Here is a 16,113-nt window from a genome sequence, read left to right as displayed (position 1 = left end):
CCTCAGTGGTCGACGGCCTTCTCGGCGCCGAAGCCGGTCAGCGAGCGCACTTCCATCTCTGCGGCAAGCTGCGGCGACTCCCGCCTCGTGCTCGTCACGGTGCCCAGCCATCCGAGCAGGAACCCGAGCGGGATGGACACGATGCCGGGGTTGTTCAGGGGCCAGATCGCGATGTCGATACCCGGGATCATGGACGTCGGGGTGCCGGAGAACACCGGCGACAGGATGATCAGCACGATCGCCGACCCCAGCCCTCCGTACATGCTCCACACCGCGCCGCGTGTGGTGAATCGGCGCCAGAACAGCGAGTACAGGATCGTCGGAAGGTTCGCCGAGGCGGCCACCGCGAACGCGAGAGCGACGAGGAAGGCGATGTTCTGCCCCTGGGCGCCGATGCCGCCGAGGATCGCGAGGATGCCGATCACGATCACCGTGCGCCGAGCGACCCGGACCTCGCCGTTCGGGTCGGCCGCGACGGGGTTTCCCGCCGCGTCCTTCCGCCCCTTCTGAATGACGTTCGCGTAGATGTCGTGGGCGAACGATGCGGCAGCCGTGATGGTGAGACCCGCCACCACCGCGAGGATCGTGGCGAAGGCCACAGCCGAGATGAACCCGAGGAGCACGGGTCCGCCCAGCTTGAGGGCCAGCAGCGGTGCCGCGGAGTTCACGCCACCCGGAGCCGCCGCGATCACGTCCGCACCGACGAGCGCCCCTGCGCCGTAGCCGAGGACGAGCGTCAGCAGGTAGAACCCGCCGATCAGCCAGATCGCCCAGACGACGGACCTCCGTGCCTCCTTCGCCGTCGGCACGGTGTAGAACCGCATCAGCACGTGCGGCAGTCCCGCGGTGCCGAGCACCAGAGCCATGCCGAGGGAGAGGAAGTCCCACGGGTTGGCGCCGTACTGCAGGCCCGGCGCCAGCACCGCATCTCCCTTGTCGGAGTTCGCGACCGCCGCCTCCAGGAGCGTGTTGAGGCTGAATCCGTTGATCGCCAGGACCCAGATCGTCATGCCGAGCGCGCCGCCGATCAGCAGCACGGCCTTGACGATCTGGACCCACGTGGTGCCCTTCATCCCGCCGATGAGCACGTACACGATCATGAGCACGCCGACGACCGCGATCACGACGGACTGCCCGACACGACCGTCGATGCCCAGCAGCAGCGACACCAGGCCGCCGGCACCTGCCATCTGGGCGAGCAGGTAGAAGAAGCAGACCGCGAGGGTCGTGATGGCCGCGGCCATCCGCACGGGGCGCTGAGCGAGACGGAACGAGAGCACGTCCGCCATCGTGAACTTCCCGGTGTTGCGCATGAGCTCGGCGACCAGGAGCAGGGCGACCAGCCAGGCAACCAGGAAGCCGATCGAATAGAGGAAGCCGTCGTAGCCGTTGATCGCGATGGCGCCGCAGATGCCGAGGAACGACGCCGCCGACAGATAGTCGCCCGCGATCGCGAACCCGTTCTGCGGCCCTGTGAAGGAGCGCCCTGCGGCGTAATAGTCCGCGGCGGTCTTATTGTTCCTGCTCGCCCGGATGACGATGAACAGCGTCACGATGACGAATGCCAGGAAGATCGAGATGTTGAAGACCGGATTGATCTCCAGTTCGACGGTCTCGGTGGCCGTGCGGATCGCAATCATGCCTCGCCCTGCGCCTTCTCGAGTTCTTCGCGGATCTCCGACGCGATGGGGTCGAGCCGGCGATTGGCGAATGCCACGTACGCCATCGTGATCGCGAACGTCGTCACGAACTGCCCCAGTCCGAACAGCAGCCCGACGGTGATGTCACCCCAGACGCGCTGCGCCATGAAGTCGCGAGCGAATGCGGCCAGCAGCACGTAGACGAAGTACCAGATCAGGAAGAATGCCGCGAGCGGGAAGATGAATGATCTCTGCGTCCGTTTCAATTGCAGGAATCTCGGGGACTGCTCGACGGCGATGTAGTCGATCGCTCCGCCTTGACGGGTCGATTCGTGGTCGCTCATGGGGCCTCCTTGCCACATGTCCGGTGCTCGCGCGGGTCTCTCCGCCCGAATGGTAGGGTCGACGCTACGAAACGGGGAACGGTGTCGTCACCCCCGAAAGTAGGTATCCCGTGAGCTCTCCGGCCCCCGCCGAATCCGAGGCGGAGCTCGTCGCCAACGCGGTGCGCGAGCTCGCCAGGCGCACCCGCTTCCCGGTCGCCTTCGGAGGTCTGATCGAAGAGGGCGTCGTCAGCGTCACGAGCATCGTCGGCGCGCGGACCCGGTCGCTGGACGGCCTTCGCGTGCGCCCCGAACGCGGTCTCGGCGGCAGGGCGATGATGGAGCTGCGCCCGCGGATGACGAGTGACTACGGCTCGTCCCGGCAGATCACCCATGACTACGACGTGTTCGTGCTCGGCGAGGGGCTGCGGACGCTCCTCGCTCTGCCGATCGTCGTCCAGGGGCGCTCGCGCGGCGTCCTCTACGCCGGCGCGTGGAATCAGGAGCAGGTCGGCGGTGTGACGACCGCCCCTGCGATGCAGGTCGCGCAGTCCGTCGCGGACGAACTGCGGATCAGGGACGAGGTGCAGCGGCGCCTGCAGACGGCGGCGCCCACCGCGCCGACGGTCGCTCCGAGGCAGCGGGAGGAACTGCGCGAGAGCTTCGCGGAGCTCCGCAGCATCGCGGCTTCCGTCGATGACGTCGAGCTTCGCGCGCGCCTCGCCCAGGTGGAGCGGAGGCTGGTCACCCTGGCCGGCGACACCGCGCCCCCCGCGACCGGCCCCGTGCTGACCGTGCACCTCTCGCCGCGGGAGACGGATGTGCTCGCCTGCGCCGCGCTCGGGTCGACGAATGCGGAGATCGCCGCGCAGCTGGGTCTGCGCGAGGGCACGGTCAAGGCGTATCTGGGAACCGCGATGTCGAAGCTCGACGCCTCCACACGCCATGCGGCGGTGACGAAAGCGCGCCGCGCGGGCGTTCTGCCGTGAATGCGACAAGCCGCGGCGAATGCAACATATCAGTGATTTCTTGCCGCCATTCCTGAGGCAGCGGTACAGTCGCATCCATGGCGAGAAGAATTGTGCACCAGCTGGTCGACGATATCGATGGCAGCGTCCTGGAGGTCGGTGAGGGCGAGACCGTGCATTTCTCGCTCAATGGCACCTCTTACGAGATCGACCTCAACGCGGCTCACGCCGAGGAATTGCGCGCCGCGTTGGAGCCGTATATCTCCGCAGGGCGTCGCGCGGGCAGCGGCTCGTCCGCATCCTCGCGCTCGGCGTCATCGAAGAAGCGGCCGGCGCGGAATCCCGAGGTCGCCGCGATCCGCGCCTGGGCGAATGAGAACGGCTATAGCCTCTCGGAGAGGGGTCGAATTCCCGCTCCCGTGCTCGACGCGTATAAAGCCGCGCATTAACCGGATCCCGCCCCGCCTCACGGTCGGGCGGGATTTTCTTCTGTGCCCTGCGTGGCCCAGGGCTCGTCACGCAGGGTGATCTCGTCGGTCATGTCCTTGAGGAAGCGGATCACGACCTCGCGTTCGTCCGAGGTCAGACGCGCCGCCGCATAGAAGCGCTTCGCCTGCTGCCTGCCCACGGTCTCCATGGCGGCGTGCCTGGTCTCGGGTGTGATCGTGATGGCCAACGCGCGGCGATCGGTGGGATGCGGCGAGCGCTTGATGTGCCCGCCCTTCTCCAGCCGATCGAGGAGCTTGGTGGTCGCCGCTGTCGAGACCCCGAGGTGATGCGCGATGCCGCTCGGGGTGGCCACGAGCGAGCGGTTGTCGCACACGATCAGGTAGTGCAGCGCTCGCATATCCGTCTCATTGAGCTGCATGTATCGACGCGATGCCTGCGACAGCCGCTGCTCGGCGTCCCGCAGCTCGCCGAGCGCCTCCATGACCCGCGCGATCTGACGCAGGTCCTCCGGCGGGACACCGCTCCGATCGATCAGGGTGCTGCGAGGGTCGCTGGCATCGACGTCGTAGATCGACGCGTGCGCAAGGCCGTCCGGGGCCGACCGCGTCTGCACCTCGGACCCGGGCGCACCGTCGAGGTCCGCCGTCTGCGGGGTGGTGCGCGACTCCGTGTCCATGCGATCATGTTACACACGAACAGTTTCATGCTAAGTTGATATTTCACCAAGTTAGCTAAAGGACGGGGAAGTCATGGACAACGTCACGCTGCTCGCGGAAGACGGGACCGCCGTCGGTGTCCTGCCGAAGAGCGAGGTCCACACGTACGACACCCCGCTCCATCTGGCGTTCTCCTGCTATGTCCTCGACCGCGACGGTCGCCTCCTCGTGACGCGCCGGTCCCTGGCGAAGCGGACCTGGCCCGGCGTCTGGACCAACAGCTTCTGCGGGCACCCGCAGCCGGACGAGGAGATGACCGACGCGGTGCGGCGGCGCGCCGAAGACGAGCTCGGGCTGCACGTCTCAGGGGTCCGCCTGGCCGTCCCTGACTATCGCTATCGCGCGGTCGATGCGAGCGGCATCGTGGAGAACGAAGTGTGCCCCGTGCACGTCGCGGTCGTCGATGCGGACCCCGTGGCCAACCCGGACGAGGTCGCCGAGTGGGCCTGGGTCGATCCCGGCGCCCTGACCGAAGCGGTCAGTCGCACCCCCTTCGCCTTCAGCCCGTGGCTCGTCGAGCAGCTGCCGCTGCTGCGGCGTCTCGGTGAGGTCTGAGCCATGCCGATCACGCTCACCGAGGAGGACCTCGGAACCCGGATCGAGGAGGTGCTGCGACGGCGATTCGCCGAGCGCTCGGTCGCCGCAGAGCATTACGGCGCTGAGTTCGCAGCGCTGTGGAACACCGCCGCGGAGCACGCGCTCGGCGGGAAGCTGCTCCGACCTCGGATGCTGATGGACCTGTTCCAGTCGCTGTCCTCCGAGAGCGCCACGGCCGAGCAGACCGCCGGAGCGATCGAGGTGGCCGCCCATGTCGAGCTCCTGCACTACGCGTTCCTTCTCCATGACGACGTCATCGACGGCGACCTCACGCGTCGGCGTCGCCCCAACCTCATCGGCTCCCTGATCGCCCGCCGCCCGGACGACAGCACCGCCTCCGCCCTGCACTGGGGTCGCTCGAGTGCGATCCTGCTGGGCGATCTCCTGCTGTCGACCGCCGTCCTCGGCTTCGCGCGCGCCGACGTGACGCCGTCCGGGCGCGAGCGCCTGCTCGCGCTGCTGGACACCACCGTGTTCGAGACCGTCGCCGGAGAGCACGCCGATGTCGCGCTCAGCGACGGGATCATCACTCCCGACCTGCGGACGATCCTCGCCACCAGCGCCTCCAAGACGGCGGCATATTCCTTCGTGCTGCCCCTGCGCGCCGCCGCGGTGCTCGCGGGTGCATCGACGGCCGCCGAGGACCACCTCACCGAGATCGGCGCCCACCTCGGCCTCGCGTATCAGCTCCAGGACGACCTGCTCTCCGTGTTCGGGGACCCCGAGACCCACGGCAAGGACGCGTACTCCGATCTCAGGGAGGGCAAGGAGACGGCGATCATCGCCTATGCGCGCATGACCAGCGACTGGCCCAGCATCGAGCTGCGGTTCGGCACCTCGGATCTCAGCACCGCAGACGCCATGCACATCCGCGAACGACTGCGCGAATGCGGGGCAGAGGACTTCGTCCGCGGACTCGTGCAGGAGCAGCTCACGGCCGTCTCCACCGTGCTGGCAGAGGCCGAGGAAGCCGGCACGCTCTCGCCCGCCGCAGGGCGGACCGTCCTCGCGCTGGCGGATCGCATCGAGGGTCGCAGCCGATGACGGCGCCATCCGCCGACCGCAGGGACGAGGCCCTGCGTCGCTTCAGCCGCACCGCGGAGATCGCCACGACCGACGTCATCCGCACCTACTCCACCTCTTTCGGCCTCGCCACCCGGCTGCTCGGTCGACGCCACCGGCAGCACGTGCGCAACATCTACGCCATGGTTCGCATCGCCGATGAGATCGTGGACGGCGTCGCCGCGGAAGCGGGGCTCGACTCCTCGGCCCAATCCGCCGCCCTCGACTCCTACATCGCCGAGACCCACCGGTCGATGCGCACGGGGTACAGCAGCGACCTCATCCTGCATGCGTTCGCGCGGACGGCCAGGGAGTGCGGCATCGGCGAGGAGCTGACCCAGCCCTTCTTCGACTCGATGCGCGCCGACATCGCGGGCGATCCCGGCTTCACCGCCTACGACGCGGAAGCCCACGCGGCCTACGTCTACGGTTCGGCGGAGGTCGTCGGGCTCATGTGTCTGCAGGTCTTCCTGCGCGACGCCCCGCGGAGCGACGCCGAGCTCGAGATCCTGCGCCGCGGCGCCAGACGGCTCGGAGCGGCCTTCCAGAACGTGAACTTCCTGCGGGACCTCGCCGACGACACCGACCGCCTGCACCGCGGCTACCTCGGAGGCTCGGCCCGGCTGACCGACGCGGATCGCGACGCGTGGGTCGACACGGTGGAACGCCAGCTCGACGACGCCAGAGCCGCCATCCCCCTGCTGCCCAAGGACGCACGGGCTGCCGTCCGGAGCGCGCTCGCCCTGTTCGCCGCGCTCACACGACGCGTGGCCAAGACCCCGGCCGCGGAGCTCTATCGCCGCCGGGTGCGCGTGCCGGATCCGATCAAGGCGCTGCTCGCCGCCCGAGCTGTCGCGACCACAGCCCTGGAGCGTGACCGATGAGCCGCGTGGTCGTGATCGGAGCCGGTGTCGCGGGGCTCGCGGCCGCCGGGCTGCTCGCCCGTGACGGACACGACGTGACCGTGCTGGAGAAGAACGAGCGGGTGGGCGGACGGGCCGGCAGCGTCGAGCGCGACGGCTTCCGATTCGACGCGGGCCCCTCGTGGTACCTCATGCCGGAGGTGTTCGACCACTTCTTCCGCATGATGGGCACCAGCACCGAGGAGCAGCTGGAGCTCACGCTCCTCGATCCCGGCTACCGCGTGTTCCGCTCACCCACGGCCGCGGATGGCGCCGCGGTCACCGTGCCGGCCGGACGGGAGGCCGTTCAGCGACTGTTCGAGACCCTGGAACCCGGGTCTTCCGCGGCGCTGGACTCCTACCTCGACTCCGCGCATCACGCCGGGGCGATGGCGCAGCGCTACTTCCTGTACAACCCCTTCACGCAGGCGCGCACCCTGGCGGCCCCGGAGGTGCTGCGCGCCCTTCCCCGTCTGTTCTCCCTGCTCGGCACACGGCTGCAGGCGTTCGCGGCGCGGCGGTTCCGTCACCCCGTGCTGCGCCAGATCCTCGGCTACCCCGCGGTGTTCCTCGGCACCGATCCGCGCACGGCCCCCGCCATGTATCACCTGATGAGCGCGCTCGACCTCGATCAGGGAGTGCTCTACCCGCAGGGCGGGTTCTGGCGCGTGGTCGAGCGCATCGAGGCGCTCGCGGTCGAGGCCGGCGCCCGGATCGTGACCGGCGCGGATGTCACGGGCATCCTGACCCGCGACACCGAGGGCGGCACGATCGCGACGGGTGTCGGCTGGACCGACCACGAGGGTCACCAGCACATCGAGGATGCGGACATCGTGGTGTCGGCGGCCGACCTGCACCACACGGAGACGGCGCTGCTGCCTCCCACCCTGCAGACGTATCCCGAGTCGTGGTGGGCGCGACGCACGAGTGGCCCCGGCGGCGTGCTGGTGATGCTGGGCGTGCGGGGTGAGCTGCCACAGCTCCCCCATCACTCGCTGTTCTTCACGGAGGACTGGGACGCGAACTTCGACGCGATCTTCGGCACCGCGCCGCACCTCCCGTCGCCGGCGTCCACGTACGTGTGCCGTCCGAGCGCGACCGATCCCGACGTGGCCCCCGCCGACCACGAGAACCTGTTCGTGCTGATCCCCGTTCCCGCCCAGGTCGAGCTGGGCCACGGCGGCGCGGACGGCGCCGGGTCACCCCAGGTCGAGCAGGCCGCCGACGCCGCGATCGACATGATCTCGACGTGGGCGGACATCCCCGACCTGCGCGAGCGCATCGTGGTCAGGGAGACGGTCGGACCCGCCGACTTCCACGACGACTACCGATCGTGGCGCGGGGGCATGCTCGGGCCGGCGCACATCCTGTCGCAGAGCGCGATGTTCCGCGCGCAGAACGCGTCGAAGCGGGTCCGCGGCCTGTACTACGCCGGCGCCACGACCGCGCCCGGGGTGGGCGTGCCGATGTGCCTCATCAGCGCAGAGATCGTCCTCAAGCGGATCCGCGGCGACCACTCCCCCGGACCGCTCCCCGAGCCCGCCGCGCGGGGTGTGCGAGCGGAGCAGTCGTGATGGGCGCCGTCTACCTGGGCGCCCTGCTGGTCTCGCTCGGGTGCATGCTCCTGCTCGACTGGCGCTTCCGGCTGTTCTTCTGGCGCGACCCGGTCTCTGCCGCGGTCGTCACCGTCGTCGGACTCGTGTTCTTCCTGATCTGGGACGTCGCCGGCATCGTCAGCGGCATCTTCTTCCGCGGCGAGGCCGTGGTCGCGACCGGCATCGTGCTCGCGCCCGAACTCCCTCTGGAGGAGCCGGTGTTCCTCGTGTTCCTCGTCGTGTGCACGATGGTGATCTACGGGGGTGCCCTCCGTCTGCTGGACCGCCGGCGCGAGCGCCTCCGCGGATCCGAGGTCCCGCGATGACCTACCTGCAGCTCTCCGCCGTCTTCCTCGCGGTCGCCGCCGTCACGGCTGTCACGCTCGCGCTCGTCGCACGACAGCGCCCGCACCTCGGCGCCGTCGGCATCACCGCCATCGTGCTGGTGCTGCTCACCGCTGTGTTCGACACGGTGATGATCGGGGCCGGTCTGTTCCACTACTCCTCCGCGCACCTCCTCGGCGTGTACATCGGGCTGGCCCCGCTCGAGGACTTCGCCTATCCGCTCGCCGGGGTGGTGCTGCTGCCCGCCGTGTGGACAGCGGTGCGGGCACTCCGCACCCGGACCCGCCGTTCGGATGCCGCGAAGGAGCACCGGCCATGAGCGACCGTTCCACGCATCGTTCCGCCGGTCGCGACCTGGCGCAGATCGTGCTGTCGTCGCGGCCGATCAGCTGGATCAACACGGCCTTCCCCTTCGCCGCCGCCTACCTGCTCAGCACCCGTGAGATCGACCTGACTCTCGTGATCGGCACCCTGTACTTCCTCGTGCCGTACAACCTCGCGATGTACGGCATCAACGACGTGTTCGACTACGCGTCCGATCTCGCGAACCCGCGCAAGGGCGGAATCGAGGGGGCGCTGCTGGCACCTCGCATCCATCGCGCGACGCTGTGGGCTGCCGCTCTCACGAACATCCCGTTCCTCGTCTACCTCTACGCGGTGGGGAATCCGGCGTCATGGTTCTGGCTGACACTGAGCGTGTTCGCGGTGATCGCATACTCGGCACCGGTGCTGCGCTTCAAGGAGCGCCCGTTCCTCGACTCGATCACCTCGAGCACGCACTTCGTGAGCCCCGCCATCGTCGGGCTCGCCCTGGCCGGCGCACCGGTGAACGCCGCGACCGTGCTGACGTTGAGCGCGTTCTTCCTCTGGGGGATGGCGGCACACGCCTTCGGCGCGGTGCAGGACGTCGGCCCCGACCGTGAGGGCGGGATCTCCTCGATCGCAACCGTCATCGGAGCACGCACGACCGTGCGGCTCGCGATGGCCCTCTGGACGCTCGCCGGGGTGGCGATGCTCTTCACGCCGTGGCCCGGACCGCTCGCCGCCGTGCTCGCCCTTCCGTACATCGTGAACGCCGCGCCCTGGTGGAACGTGACGGACGACACGTCCGCCAGAACGAACCGCGCCTGGCGACGCTTCATCGCCCTGAACTACATCGCGGGCTTCCTCGCCACGATGATCCTCATCCTCGCCTGGGTCTCCTGACCCCCGGCCGCCGCACGACACCCGAAAGGAACCCTCCGATGTCCCGCCCCGCCGACGCGCCGACACCCCCGACCCGCGAGCGCACCCGACGCCACTCGTGGCTGCGGGTCTTCCTCCCGGTCCTGCTGATCCTGGTGTGGCTCGCCGGCGCGTCCTTCGGCGGACCGCTGTTCGGCAAGGTCGACGAGGTGTCGTCGAACGACCAGACCACCTACCTTCCGGAGTCCGCGGATGCGACCGCCGTGCAGCAGCTGCTCGGCGAGTTCAACGACAGCGAGTCGATCCCGGCCATCGCCGTGTTCACCTCCGAGGATGAGCTGACGCAGGGCGAGCTCGACGCGATCGCCGATGCCGTCGCCGATGCCCCCTCGGTGGAAGGCGTGTCCGAGGACGTGTCTCCGGCGCTCCCGTCCGACGACGGCAAGGCCGCGCAGGCGTTCATCCCCATCGACGGCGACGCCGAGCTCGCAGACACGACAGCCGCGCTCGGCGAGGAGCTGCGCGCCGCCGTGCCGGACGGGATCACCGTGTACATCACGGGACCTGCGGGGTTCAGCGCGGACCTCGTCGCGGGCTTCGCCGGCATCGACGGACTGCTGCTCGGCGTCGCGCTGCTGGCCGTGCTCATCATCCTGGTCCTCGTCTATCGCTCGTTCCTGCTGCCCCTGGTGGTGCTGTCTACGAGCCTGTTCGCCCTCTGCGTGGCCCTCCTGGTGGTGTGGTGGCTCGCGAAGTGGGAGATCCTGCTGCTCAGCGGTCAGACGCAGGGGATCCTGTTCATCCTGGTGATCGGCGCGGCAACCGACTACGCGCTGCTGTTCGTCGCGCGCTTCCGCGAGGAGCTTCGCGTCGCCCAGGACAAGGGCGTCGCCCTGACCGCGGCGTGGAAGGGCTCGGTGGAGCCGATCGTGGCCTCCGGCGGCACGGTCATCGCCGGGCTGCTGTGTCTGCTGCTCAGCGATCTGAAGTCGAACAGCACGCTCGGTCCGGTCGCGGCGATCGGGATCGTGTTCGCGATGCTGTCAGCGCTCACGCTCCTGCCGTCGCTGCTGCTCCTCTTCGGCCGTGCGGTCTTCTGGCCCCGGCGTCCGCGCTTCGAGCCGGAGGTCGTCGCCGAAGAACACGGCATGCGCAAGACCGGACTGTGGGCCCGGCTCGCCGGAGCGATCAAGAAGCGCCCGCGCGTGATCTGGATCGCCACCACGCTCGTCCTGCTCGCGGGCGCCGCGGGCGTCACGCAGCTCGACGCGGTCGGGGTGCCGCAGTCTGACCTGGTCCTCGGCGCCTCCGAGGCGCGGGACGGGCAGGTCGCGCTGGGCGAGCACTTCCCCGGCGGCTCCGGCAGCCCGGTGTATGTCGTCGTCGACGAGGCCCGCCTGCAGGACGCGGCCGACGTGCTGCTGGCGAGCGATGGCATCGACGGGGTGGCCGTGACCGCGGCCGACTCCCCGAGCGGCTCCGCCCCTGTCACGGCGGACGGTATCACCGCAGTCGGCCCTCCCGGCACGCCCGCACCCGAACCCACCACCGTGGATGGACAGGTGCTGTTGCAGGGCACGCTGACCAATGCGGCGGACTCGGGTGCGGCCGCAGACACCGTGCGCGAGCTGCGCACCGAGCTGGACGACCTCGACGCGGCGGTCGGCGGGGTCACCGCCACCTCGGTCGACACGAACGATGCGTCCATCCACGACCGCAACCTGATCATCCCGGTGATCCTCGTGGTGATCATGCTGATCCTGATGCTGCTGCTGCGCTCGATCTTCGCGCCCGTGCTGCTGATCCTCACCACGGTGCTGTCGTTCGGCACCGCACTGGGGGTGTCGGCACTGGTCTTCAACGGCATCTTCGACTTCCCCGGCGCCGATCCTGCCGTCCCCCTCTACGGGTTCGTCTTCCTCGTGGCCCTCGGCATCGACTACAACATCTTCCTGATGACGCGCGTCCGCGAGGAGTCGAAGGAGCACGGCACCAGGGAGGGGATCCTGCGCGGACTCTCCATCACGGGCGGCGTGATCACCTCGGCCGGACTCGTGCTGGCGGCGACCTTCGCGGCCCTGTCGGTGATTCCGATCCTGTTCCTGGTGCAGCTGGCGTTCATCGTCGCCTTCGGTGTGCTGCTCGACACGTTCGTCGTGCGGTCGCTGCTCGTGCCGGCGCTCGCGTACGACATCGGCAAGGCCATCTGGTGGCCGTCGAAGCTGTGGCGCCAGGGGAAGCCGTGACCTCCACGGCGGAGAGAGAGTGCCCTCGACAGGATTCGAACCTGCGACCTGCCCTTTAGGAGAGGGCTGCTCTATCCTGCTGAGCTACGAGGGCGCGCACCCAGTCTACGGGACGGGGGCGCGCCCTCCCGCGACAGGGCGTCACGCCGCGAGCGCGAGGTAGGGCTCCCAGCGCGGGTCGCTGCGTTCGGAGCCGCGCACGGTCCAGGCGGTACCGTGCGGGGGTCGTGGCGTGAAGCGCAGGTGCCAGCGCATCTCCTGCGGTGTGCGATCGCTCTTGAGGTTGTTGCACCGCAGGCAGCAGGCGACCAGATTCTCCCAGGAGTCCGCTCCGCCGCGCGACCGCGGAAGCACGTGATCGATCGTCGAGGCCGACTTGCCGCAGTACCCGCAGCGGTGATCGTCGCGTCGCAGCACGCCTCGCCGCGTCACCGGCACGCGTCGACTCGTCGGCACGCGCACGTAGCGGGTGAGGATGATGACGGCGGGGCGATCGTAGACGCCGCGAGTCCCCCAGACGGGGTCGTCCTCCACGCGCTCGATCACGGTGGCCTTGTCGTTCATGACCAGGACCAGGGCTCGTTTGAACGACACGATCGCCAGCGGCTCGTATCCGGCGTTCAGGACCAGTGTGCGCATTCGTCATCCTCTCGATCCGCCGGGACGGCTTCCCGGCACTCTCGACTCACACGAGGTCGCGCAGAGGGCAGAGTGTTCGCAGGGACGAGAAAAGGCGCTGTCTAGAGACAGCGCCTTTCGCGCGCGGCAGGACCGCGGCATCCCAGCGGGCGATGCTGAAGGACATGACGACCGAGAGCGTCCATGGTTCGGATGCTCGGTATTCGCTCCATCAGCCTCTCCCGCCTGTGCGACGACGGGTTCAGGCTAACCCATCCCGATGCATGCAGGGCGGAACGGCAGATGAATGATCGAACTCGTGTCCGCTCAGCCGGCGTTGATGGAGAGCCAGGAACCCGGCTCGACGAGGCCGCCGTTGATCCACACCTCGAAGTGCAGGTGGTTGGCGGTGGAGCGGCCGGTGCTGCCGACGTAGCCGATGAGCTGCCCGGCGGCGACGCTCTGACCCGCCTGCACCTGACGCGAGCCGTAGAGCATGTGACCATACGTCGTCTGCACGCGCTGGCCGCCCACGACACTGTCGATCATGACGCAGACGCCGTACCCGCCGATGCTCTCGGCGGAGGCACGGACCACGCCGGCCGCGGCCGCGTAGATGGGGGTGCCGGCCGGGGCGAGCATGTCGATGCCGTTGTGGCCGCCGCCGATCGTGCGGCTGACGTTCCAGGAGCCGAGCGGAAGCGGGTAGCGGACCTCTCCGGAGCCGGGAGCGGTGAGCGCGTAACCGGCGGTGTTGAAGCGGGAGGAAGACGACGACGCGGCGGCGGTGGCGGCTGCGGCGGCACGCGCGGCAGCTGCTTCCTCGGCCTTCTTCTTCGCGATCTCCTCCGGCGTGGTGGCGGAGAAGGCGCCGCGGACCACGGGCGCGGCCGTGGCCTCGGAGGCGACGACCAGGGACTGCGCGTCGACCGCGGCCAACTGCTGCACCGTGGTGGTGGCGGCCTCTGCCGGCTTCGACGCCGCATACGCGGGAAGGGCGACGGCGGCGACCAGGGCGCCGACGGCACCGAAGATCGCAACGGACCGGAGTGGTTTGACGACCTTGCGAGCACTCACCCTCGCGCCGGTGCGGCGGGCGGGTACTCGATCTTCACTCTTCGCGGTCGGTTCGATGTCTGCGGCCAAAACGTGATCCTCCTGTGCCTTCACGCCTCGGGTGGCGCGGGCTCGTCGGCACTCTGCTCTCGTGGCACGAATGTAGCTTCGGGTACTTTGTGCGTTCCTGCCGTGAAGACGACGAGCCTGAAGGCGAATCTTCGCGGTTCATCCGCAGCGGGCTTCTTCGCTGAGGACCTGACCGAGGTTACCGGAAGATAACGATCATGTCACCCTGGGAAACTGGCAATCCTCGGTGAGCGCGATTTCGCGGCGGGATCAGGCCGGTTCCCCGACCAGGAAGATGTGCGAGGCGAGCTCGACGGGAAGCTCCAGGCCCTCGTCCTTGCCGTCCATCTGGATGAGGACATACCCCTCGTTGAAGCGGAAGTCGCCGCGTGCGCCCGGCACCACACCGGCATCCCTGAGCTGTTCGAGCAGCTCGGGATCGACCTGGGCGGGCTCAGCGAGACGACGGACCGTGCCCTCGACGGGGACACCGGCGGCGTTCAGCCGCTGGACCAGCCCGACGACACCCTCGTCGAACGTGCGGGCCGGAAGGTCGCCGAGCTGATCGAGTCCGGGGATCGGGTTGCCGTACGGCGACTCGGTCGGGTGGCCGAGCAGCTCCACGAGGCGACGCTCCACCTGCTCGCTCATCACGTGTTCCCACCGGCAGGCCTCCTCATGCACGAACGCCCAGTCGAGACCGATGACGTCCGACAGCAGGCGCTCGGCGAGCCGGTGCTTGCGCATGACGTCCACCGCCTTGCGGCGACCTGCGTCCGTGAGCTCGAGCGTGCGATCCTCGGAGACGACGACCAGGCCGTCGCGTTCCATCCGTCCGACCGTCTGCGAGACCGTCGGCCCGGAGTGACCGAGGCGCTCGGAGATGCGCGCGCGCAGCGGCACGATGTTCTCCTCCTCGAGCTCGAGGATGGTGCGGAGATACATCTCCGTGGTGTCGATCAGATCGGTCATGTGCGGGCCCTCCGAATTTCTTAGGCAAGCCTACATTCCCGCACGGACATCGGATCGTCGCGGAACGAGGAGGCAGACGGGGCTCCCCCTAGAATCGACGCATGGCGATCGAGATTCCCGGTGACCTCCTGCCCGCTGACGGCCGCTTCGGCTGCGGTCCCTCGAAAGTGCGCCCCGCGCAGCTGGAGGCGCTCCTGTCGTCGGGGTCATCGATCCTCGGCACCTCGCATCGCCAGGCGCCGGTGAAGAACCTGGTCGGGAGCGTACGGGAGCAGCTCGCCGCCCTCTTCCGCATCCCCGAGGGCTACGAGATCCTGCTCGGCAACGGCGGCTCGACCGCCTTCTGGGACGCCGCCGCCTTCGGTCTCATCGAGCGGCGTGCGCAGAACCTCGTGTTCGGCGAGTTCGGCGGCAAGTTCGCCGCGGCAGCGGGCGCCCCCTGGCTCGAGGCACCGGACGTCCGCAAGGCGGAGCCCGGCTCGCGCACGGCGGCGGAGGTCGTCGAGGGCATCGACGTGTACGCCTGGCCGCACAACGAGACCTCCACGGGCGTCGCGGCGCCGATCTCCCGCGTCGCCGCCGAGGGGGCGCTGACGGTGATCGACGCGACCAGCGCCGCCGGCGGCATCGAGTTCGACGTGGCACAGGCCGACGTGTACTACTTCGCCCCGCAGAAGAACCTCGGCTCGGACGGCGGCCTGTGGTTCGCCGCCGTCTCCCCCGCCGCGGTGGAGCGGATCGAGCGGATCGCCGCGTCCGGCCGGTACATCCCCGAGTTCCTCAGCCTCAAGCACGCCGTCGACAACTCACGCCTGAACCAGACCCTGAACACGCCGGCGCTCACCACGCTGCACCTGCTCGACAGCCAGCTGCGCTGGATCCTCGACAACGGCGGTCTCGGGTGGGCCGCCTCGCGCACGGCCGAGTCCTCGTCGGTGCTCTACGACTGGGCGGAGGCATCGTCCGTCGCGACCCCGTTCGTCTCCGACCCGTCGCACCGCTCCCCCGTCGTGGCCACGATCGACTTCGACGAGAGCATCGATGCCGCCGCCATCGCGAAGACCCTTCGCGCCAACGGCATCGTCGACACGGAGCCGTACCGCAAGCTCGGGCGCAACCAGCTCCGGGTCGCCACGTTCGTCTCCATCGACCCGGACGACGTCCGGCAGCTGACCCGCTCGATCGACTACGTGCTGGAGAACCTGGGCGGCTGACCGCCCGAGGTCACTCCTCCTCGTCGCCGACGCCTGCCCCGCGGGCGTCGGCGTCGTCGTCCTCGGGCTCGTCCGCGTCTACCGCGTCGTCCTCGGAGTCGCCTTCGTCGTCGGAGTCGCCTTCGTCGTCGGAGTCGTGCTCGTCGTCGTCGGAG

General features: G+C 69.1%; 17 protein-coding genes and 1 tRNA gene. 11 read left to right on the top strand and 7 right to left on the bottom strand.

Translation table 11 applies throughout. From position 1 onward, the window contains the following. Positions 1-2 precede the first annotated feature (2 nt). Together M3C17_RS17405 and M3C17_RS17400 are read right to left on the bottom strand one after the other, a co-directional pair. Positions 3-1,640, bottom strand: coding sequence for a cation acetate symporter (locus M3C17_RS17405; RefSeq protein WP_259979245.1), 1,638 nt, complete (start codon positions 1,638-1,640; stop codon positions 3-5). Beyond that, positions 1,637-1,984: a DUF485 domain-containing protein gene (locus tag M3C17_RS17400; RefSeq protein WP_259979244.1), complete on the bottom strand. Its 348-nt coding sequence runs from the start codon at positions 1,982-1,984 to the stop codon at positions 1,637-1,639. The genes M3C17_RS17405 and M3C17_RS17400 overlap by 4 nt, the downstream gene beginning before the upstream one ends. 110 nt (positions 1,985-2,094) lie before the next feature. On the opposite strand from M3C17_RS17400, the gene M3C17_RS17395 reads away from it, so the two are divergent. Together M3C17_RS17395 and M3C17_RS17390 are read left to right on the top strand one after the other, a co-directional pair. Continuing rightward, positions 2,095-2,952, top strand: coding sequence for a LuxR C-terminal-related transcriptional regulator (locus M3C17_RS17395; RefSeq protein WP_259979243.1), 858 nt, complete (start codon positions 2,095-2,097; stop codon positions 2,950-2,952). 77 nt (positions 2,953-3,029) lie between these two features. Continuing rightward, positions 3,030-3,380 (top strand): Lsr2 family protein, encoded by a 351-nt coding sequence (locus M3C17_RS17390; RefSeq protein WP_259979242.1) that lies wholly within the window; start codon positions 3,030-3,032, stop codon positions 3,378-3,380. A gap of 17 nt (positions 3,381-3,397) precedes the next feature. Here the strand turns inward: M3C17_RS17390 and M3C17_RS17385 are convergent, their stop codons facing one another. Then, the gene (locus tag M3C17_RS17385) at positions 3,398-4,057 is read right to left on the bottom strand and encodes a MarR family winged helix-turn-helix transcriptional regulator (RefSeq protein WP_259979241.1); all 660 of its coding nucleotides are present in this window, start codon (positions 4,055-4,057) and stop codon (positions 3,398-3,400) included. 73 nt (positions 4,058-4,130) lie between these two features. Between M3C17_RS17385 and idi the strand changes: the two genes are divergently transcribed. The 8 genes from idi to M3C17_RS17345 are packed head-to-tail and all read left to right on the top strand — an operon-like array spanning position 4,131 to position 12,029. Continuing rightward, positions 4,131-4,652 carry an isopentenyl-diphosphate Delta-isomerase gene (gene idi / locus M3C17_RS17380; RefSeq protein ID WP_259979240.1) on the top strand — a complete coding sequence of 174 codons (522 nt, stop codon included), beginning with the start codon at positions 4,131-4,133 and terminating at the stop codon, positions 4,650-4,652. Between the two features lie 3 nt (positions 4,653-4,655). Beyond that, positions 4,656-5,738, top strand: coding sequence for a polyprenyl synthetase family protein (locus tag M3C17_RS17375; RefSeq protein WP_259979239.1), 1,083 nt, complete (start codon positions 4,656-4,658; stop codon positions 5,736-5,738). Continuing rightward, on the top strand, positions 5,735-6,640 hold the full coding sequence (locus M3C17_RS17370) for a squalene/phytoene synthase family protein (protein WP_259979237.1): 906 nt from the start codon (positions 5,735-5,737) through the stop codon (positions 6,638-6,640). The genes M3C17_RS17375 and M3C17_RS17370 overlap by 4 nt, the downstream gene beginning before the upstream one ends. Then, positions 6,637-8,232 (top strand): phytoene desaturase family protein, encoded by a 1,596-nt coding sequence (crtI, locus tag M3C17_RS17365; RefSeq protein WP_259979236.1) that lies wholly within the window; start codon positions 6,637-6,639, stop codon positions 8,230-8,232. Before M3C17_RS17370 ends, crtI begins: the two co-directional genes overlap by 4 nt. Continuing rightward, positions 8,232-8,579: a lycopene cyclase domain-containing protein gene (locus M3C17_RS17360; RefSeq protein WP_259979235.1), complete on the top strand. Its 348-nt coding sequence runs from the start codon at positions 8,232-8,234 to the stop codon at positions 8,577-8,579. The genes crtI and M3C17_RS17360 overlap by 1 nt, the downstream gene beginning before the upstream one ends. Next, positions 8,576-8,917, top strand: a complete 342-nt coding sequence (locus M3C17_RS17355; protein WP_259979234.1) for a lycopene cyclase domain-containing protein — start codon at positions 8,576-8,578, stop codon at positions 8,915-8,917. The genes M3C17_RS17360 and M3C17_RS17355 overlap by 4 nt, the downstream gene beginning before the upstream one ends. Beyond that, the gene (locus M3C17_RS17350; protein WP_259979233.1) at positions 8,914-9,804 is read left to right on the top strand and encodes a prenyltransferase; all 891 of its coding nucleotides are present in this window, start codon (positions 8,914-8,916) and stop codon (positions 9,802-9,804) included. Before M3C17_RS17355 ends, M3C17_RS17350 begins: the two co-directional genes overlap by 4 nt. Before the next feature lie 38 nt (positions 9,805-9,842). Beyond that, positions 9,843-12,029: an MMPL family transporter gene (locus M3C17_RS17345; protein WP_259979231.1), complete on the top strand. Its 2,187-nt coding sequence runs from the start codon at positions 9,843-9,845 to the stop codon at positions 12,027-12,029. Positions 12,030-12,049: 20 nt separating this feature from the next. Here M3C17_RS17345 and M3C17_RS17340 read toward each other — a convergent pair. The 4 genes from M3C17_RS17340 to M3C17_RS17325 all read right to left on the bottom strand — a co-directional run bounded on the left by M3C17_RS17340 (position 12,050) and on the right by M3C17_RS17325 (position 14,744). Beyond that, positions 12,050-12,123, bottom strand: a tRNA-Arg gene (locus tag M3C17_RS17340). 47 nt (positions 12,124-12,170) lie between these two features. After that, positions 12,171-12,668 (bottom strand): HNH endonuclease, encoded by a 498-nt coding sequence (locus tag M3C17_RS17335; RefSeq protein ID WP_259979230.1) that lies wholly within the window; start codon positions 12,666-12,668, stop codon positions 12,171-12,173. Between the two features lie 306 nt (positions 12,669-12,974). Further along, entirely contained in the window at positions 12,975-13,724 is a 750-nt protein-coding gene (locus M3C17_RS17330) for a M23 family metallopeptidase (protein WP_259979228.1), read from the bottom strand. A 318-nt stretch (positions 13,725-14,042) separates the two neighbouring features. After that, positions 14,043-14,744, bottom strand: a complete 702-nt coding sequence (locus M3C17_RS17325) for a metal-dependent transcriptional regulator (RefSeq protein WP_259979227.1) — start codon at positions 14,742-14,744, stop codon at positions 14,043-14,045. 101 nt (positions 14,745-14,845) lie between these two features. On the opposite strand from M3C17_RS17325, the gene serC reads away from it, so the two are divergent. Further along, on the top strand, positions 14,846-15,958 hold the full coding sequence (gene serC, locus M3C17_RS17320) for a phosphoserine transaminase (RefSeq protein WP_259979225.1): 1,113 nt from the start codon (positions 14,846-14,848) through the stop codon (positions 15,956-15,958). The last annotated feature ends 155 nt before the right edge of the window (positions 15,959-16,113 follow it).

The sequence above is a fragment of the Microbacterium sp. p3-SID336 genome, assembly GCF_025143365.1.
Lineage (GTDB): Bacteria > Actinomycetota > Actinomycetes > Actinomycetales > Microbacteriaceae > Microbacterium.
Note: the sequence above shows the minus strand (reverse complement) of the source record. Positions and strands in the feature narration are given on the sequence as shown.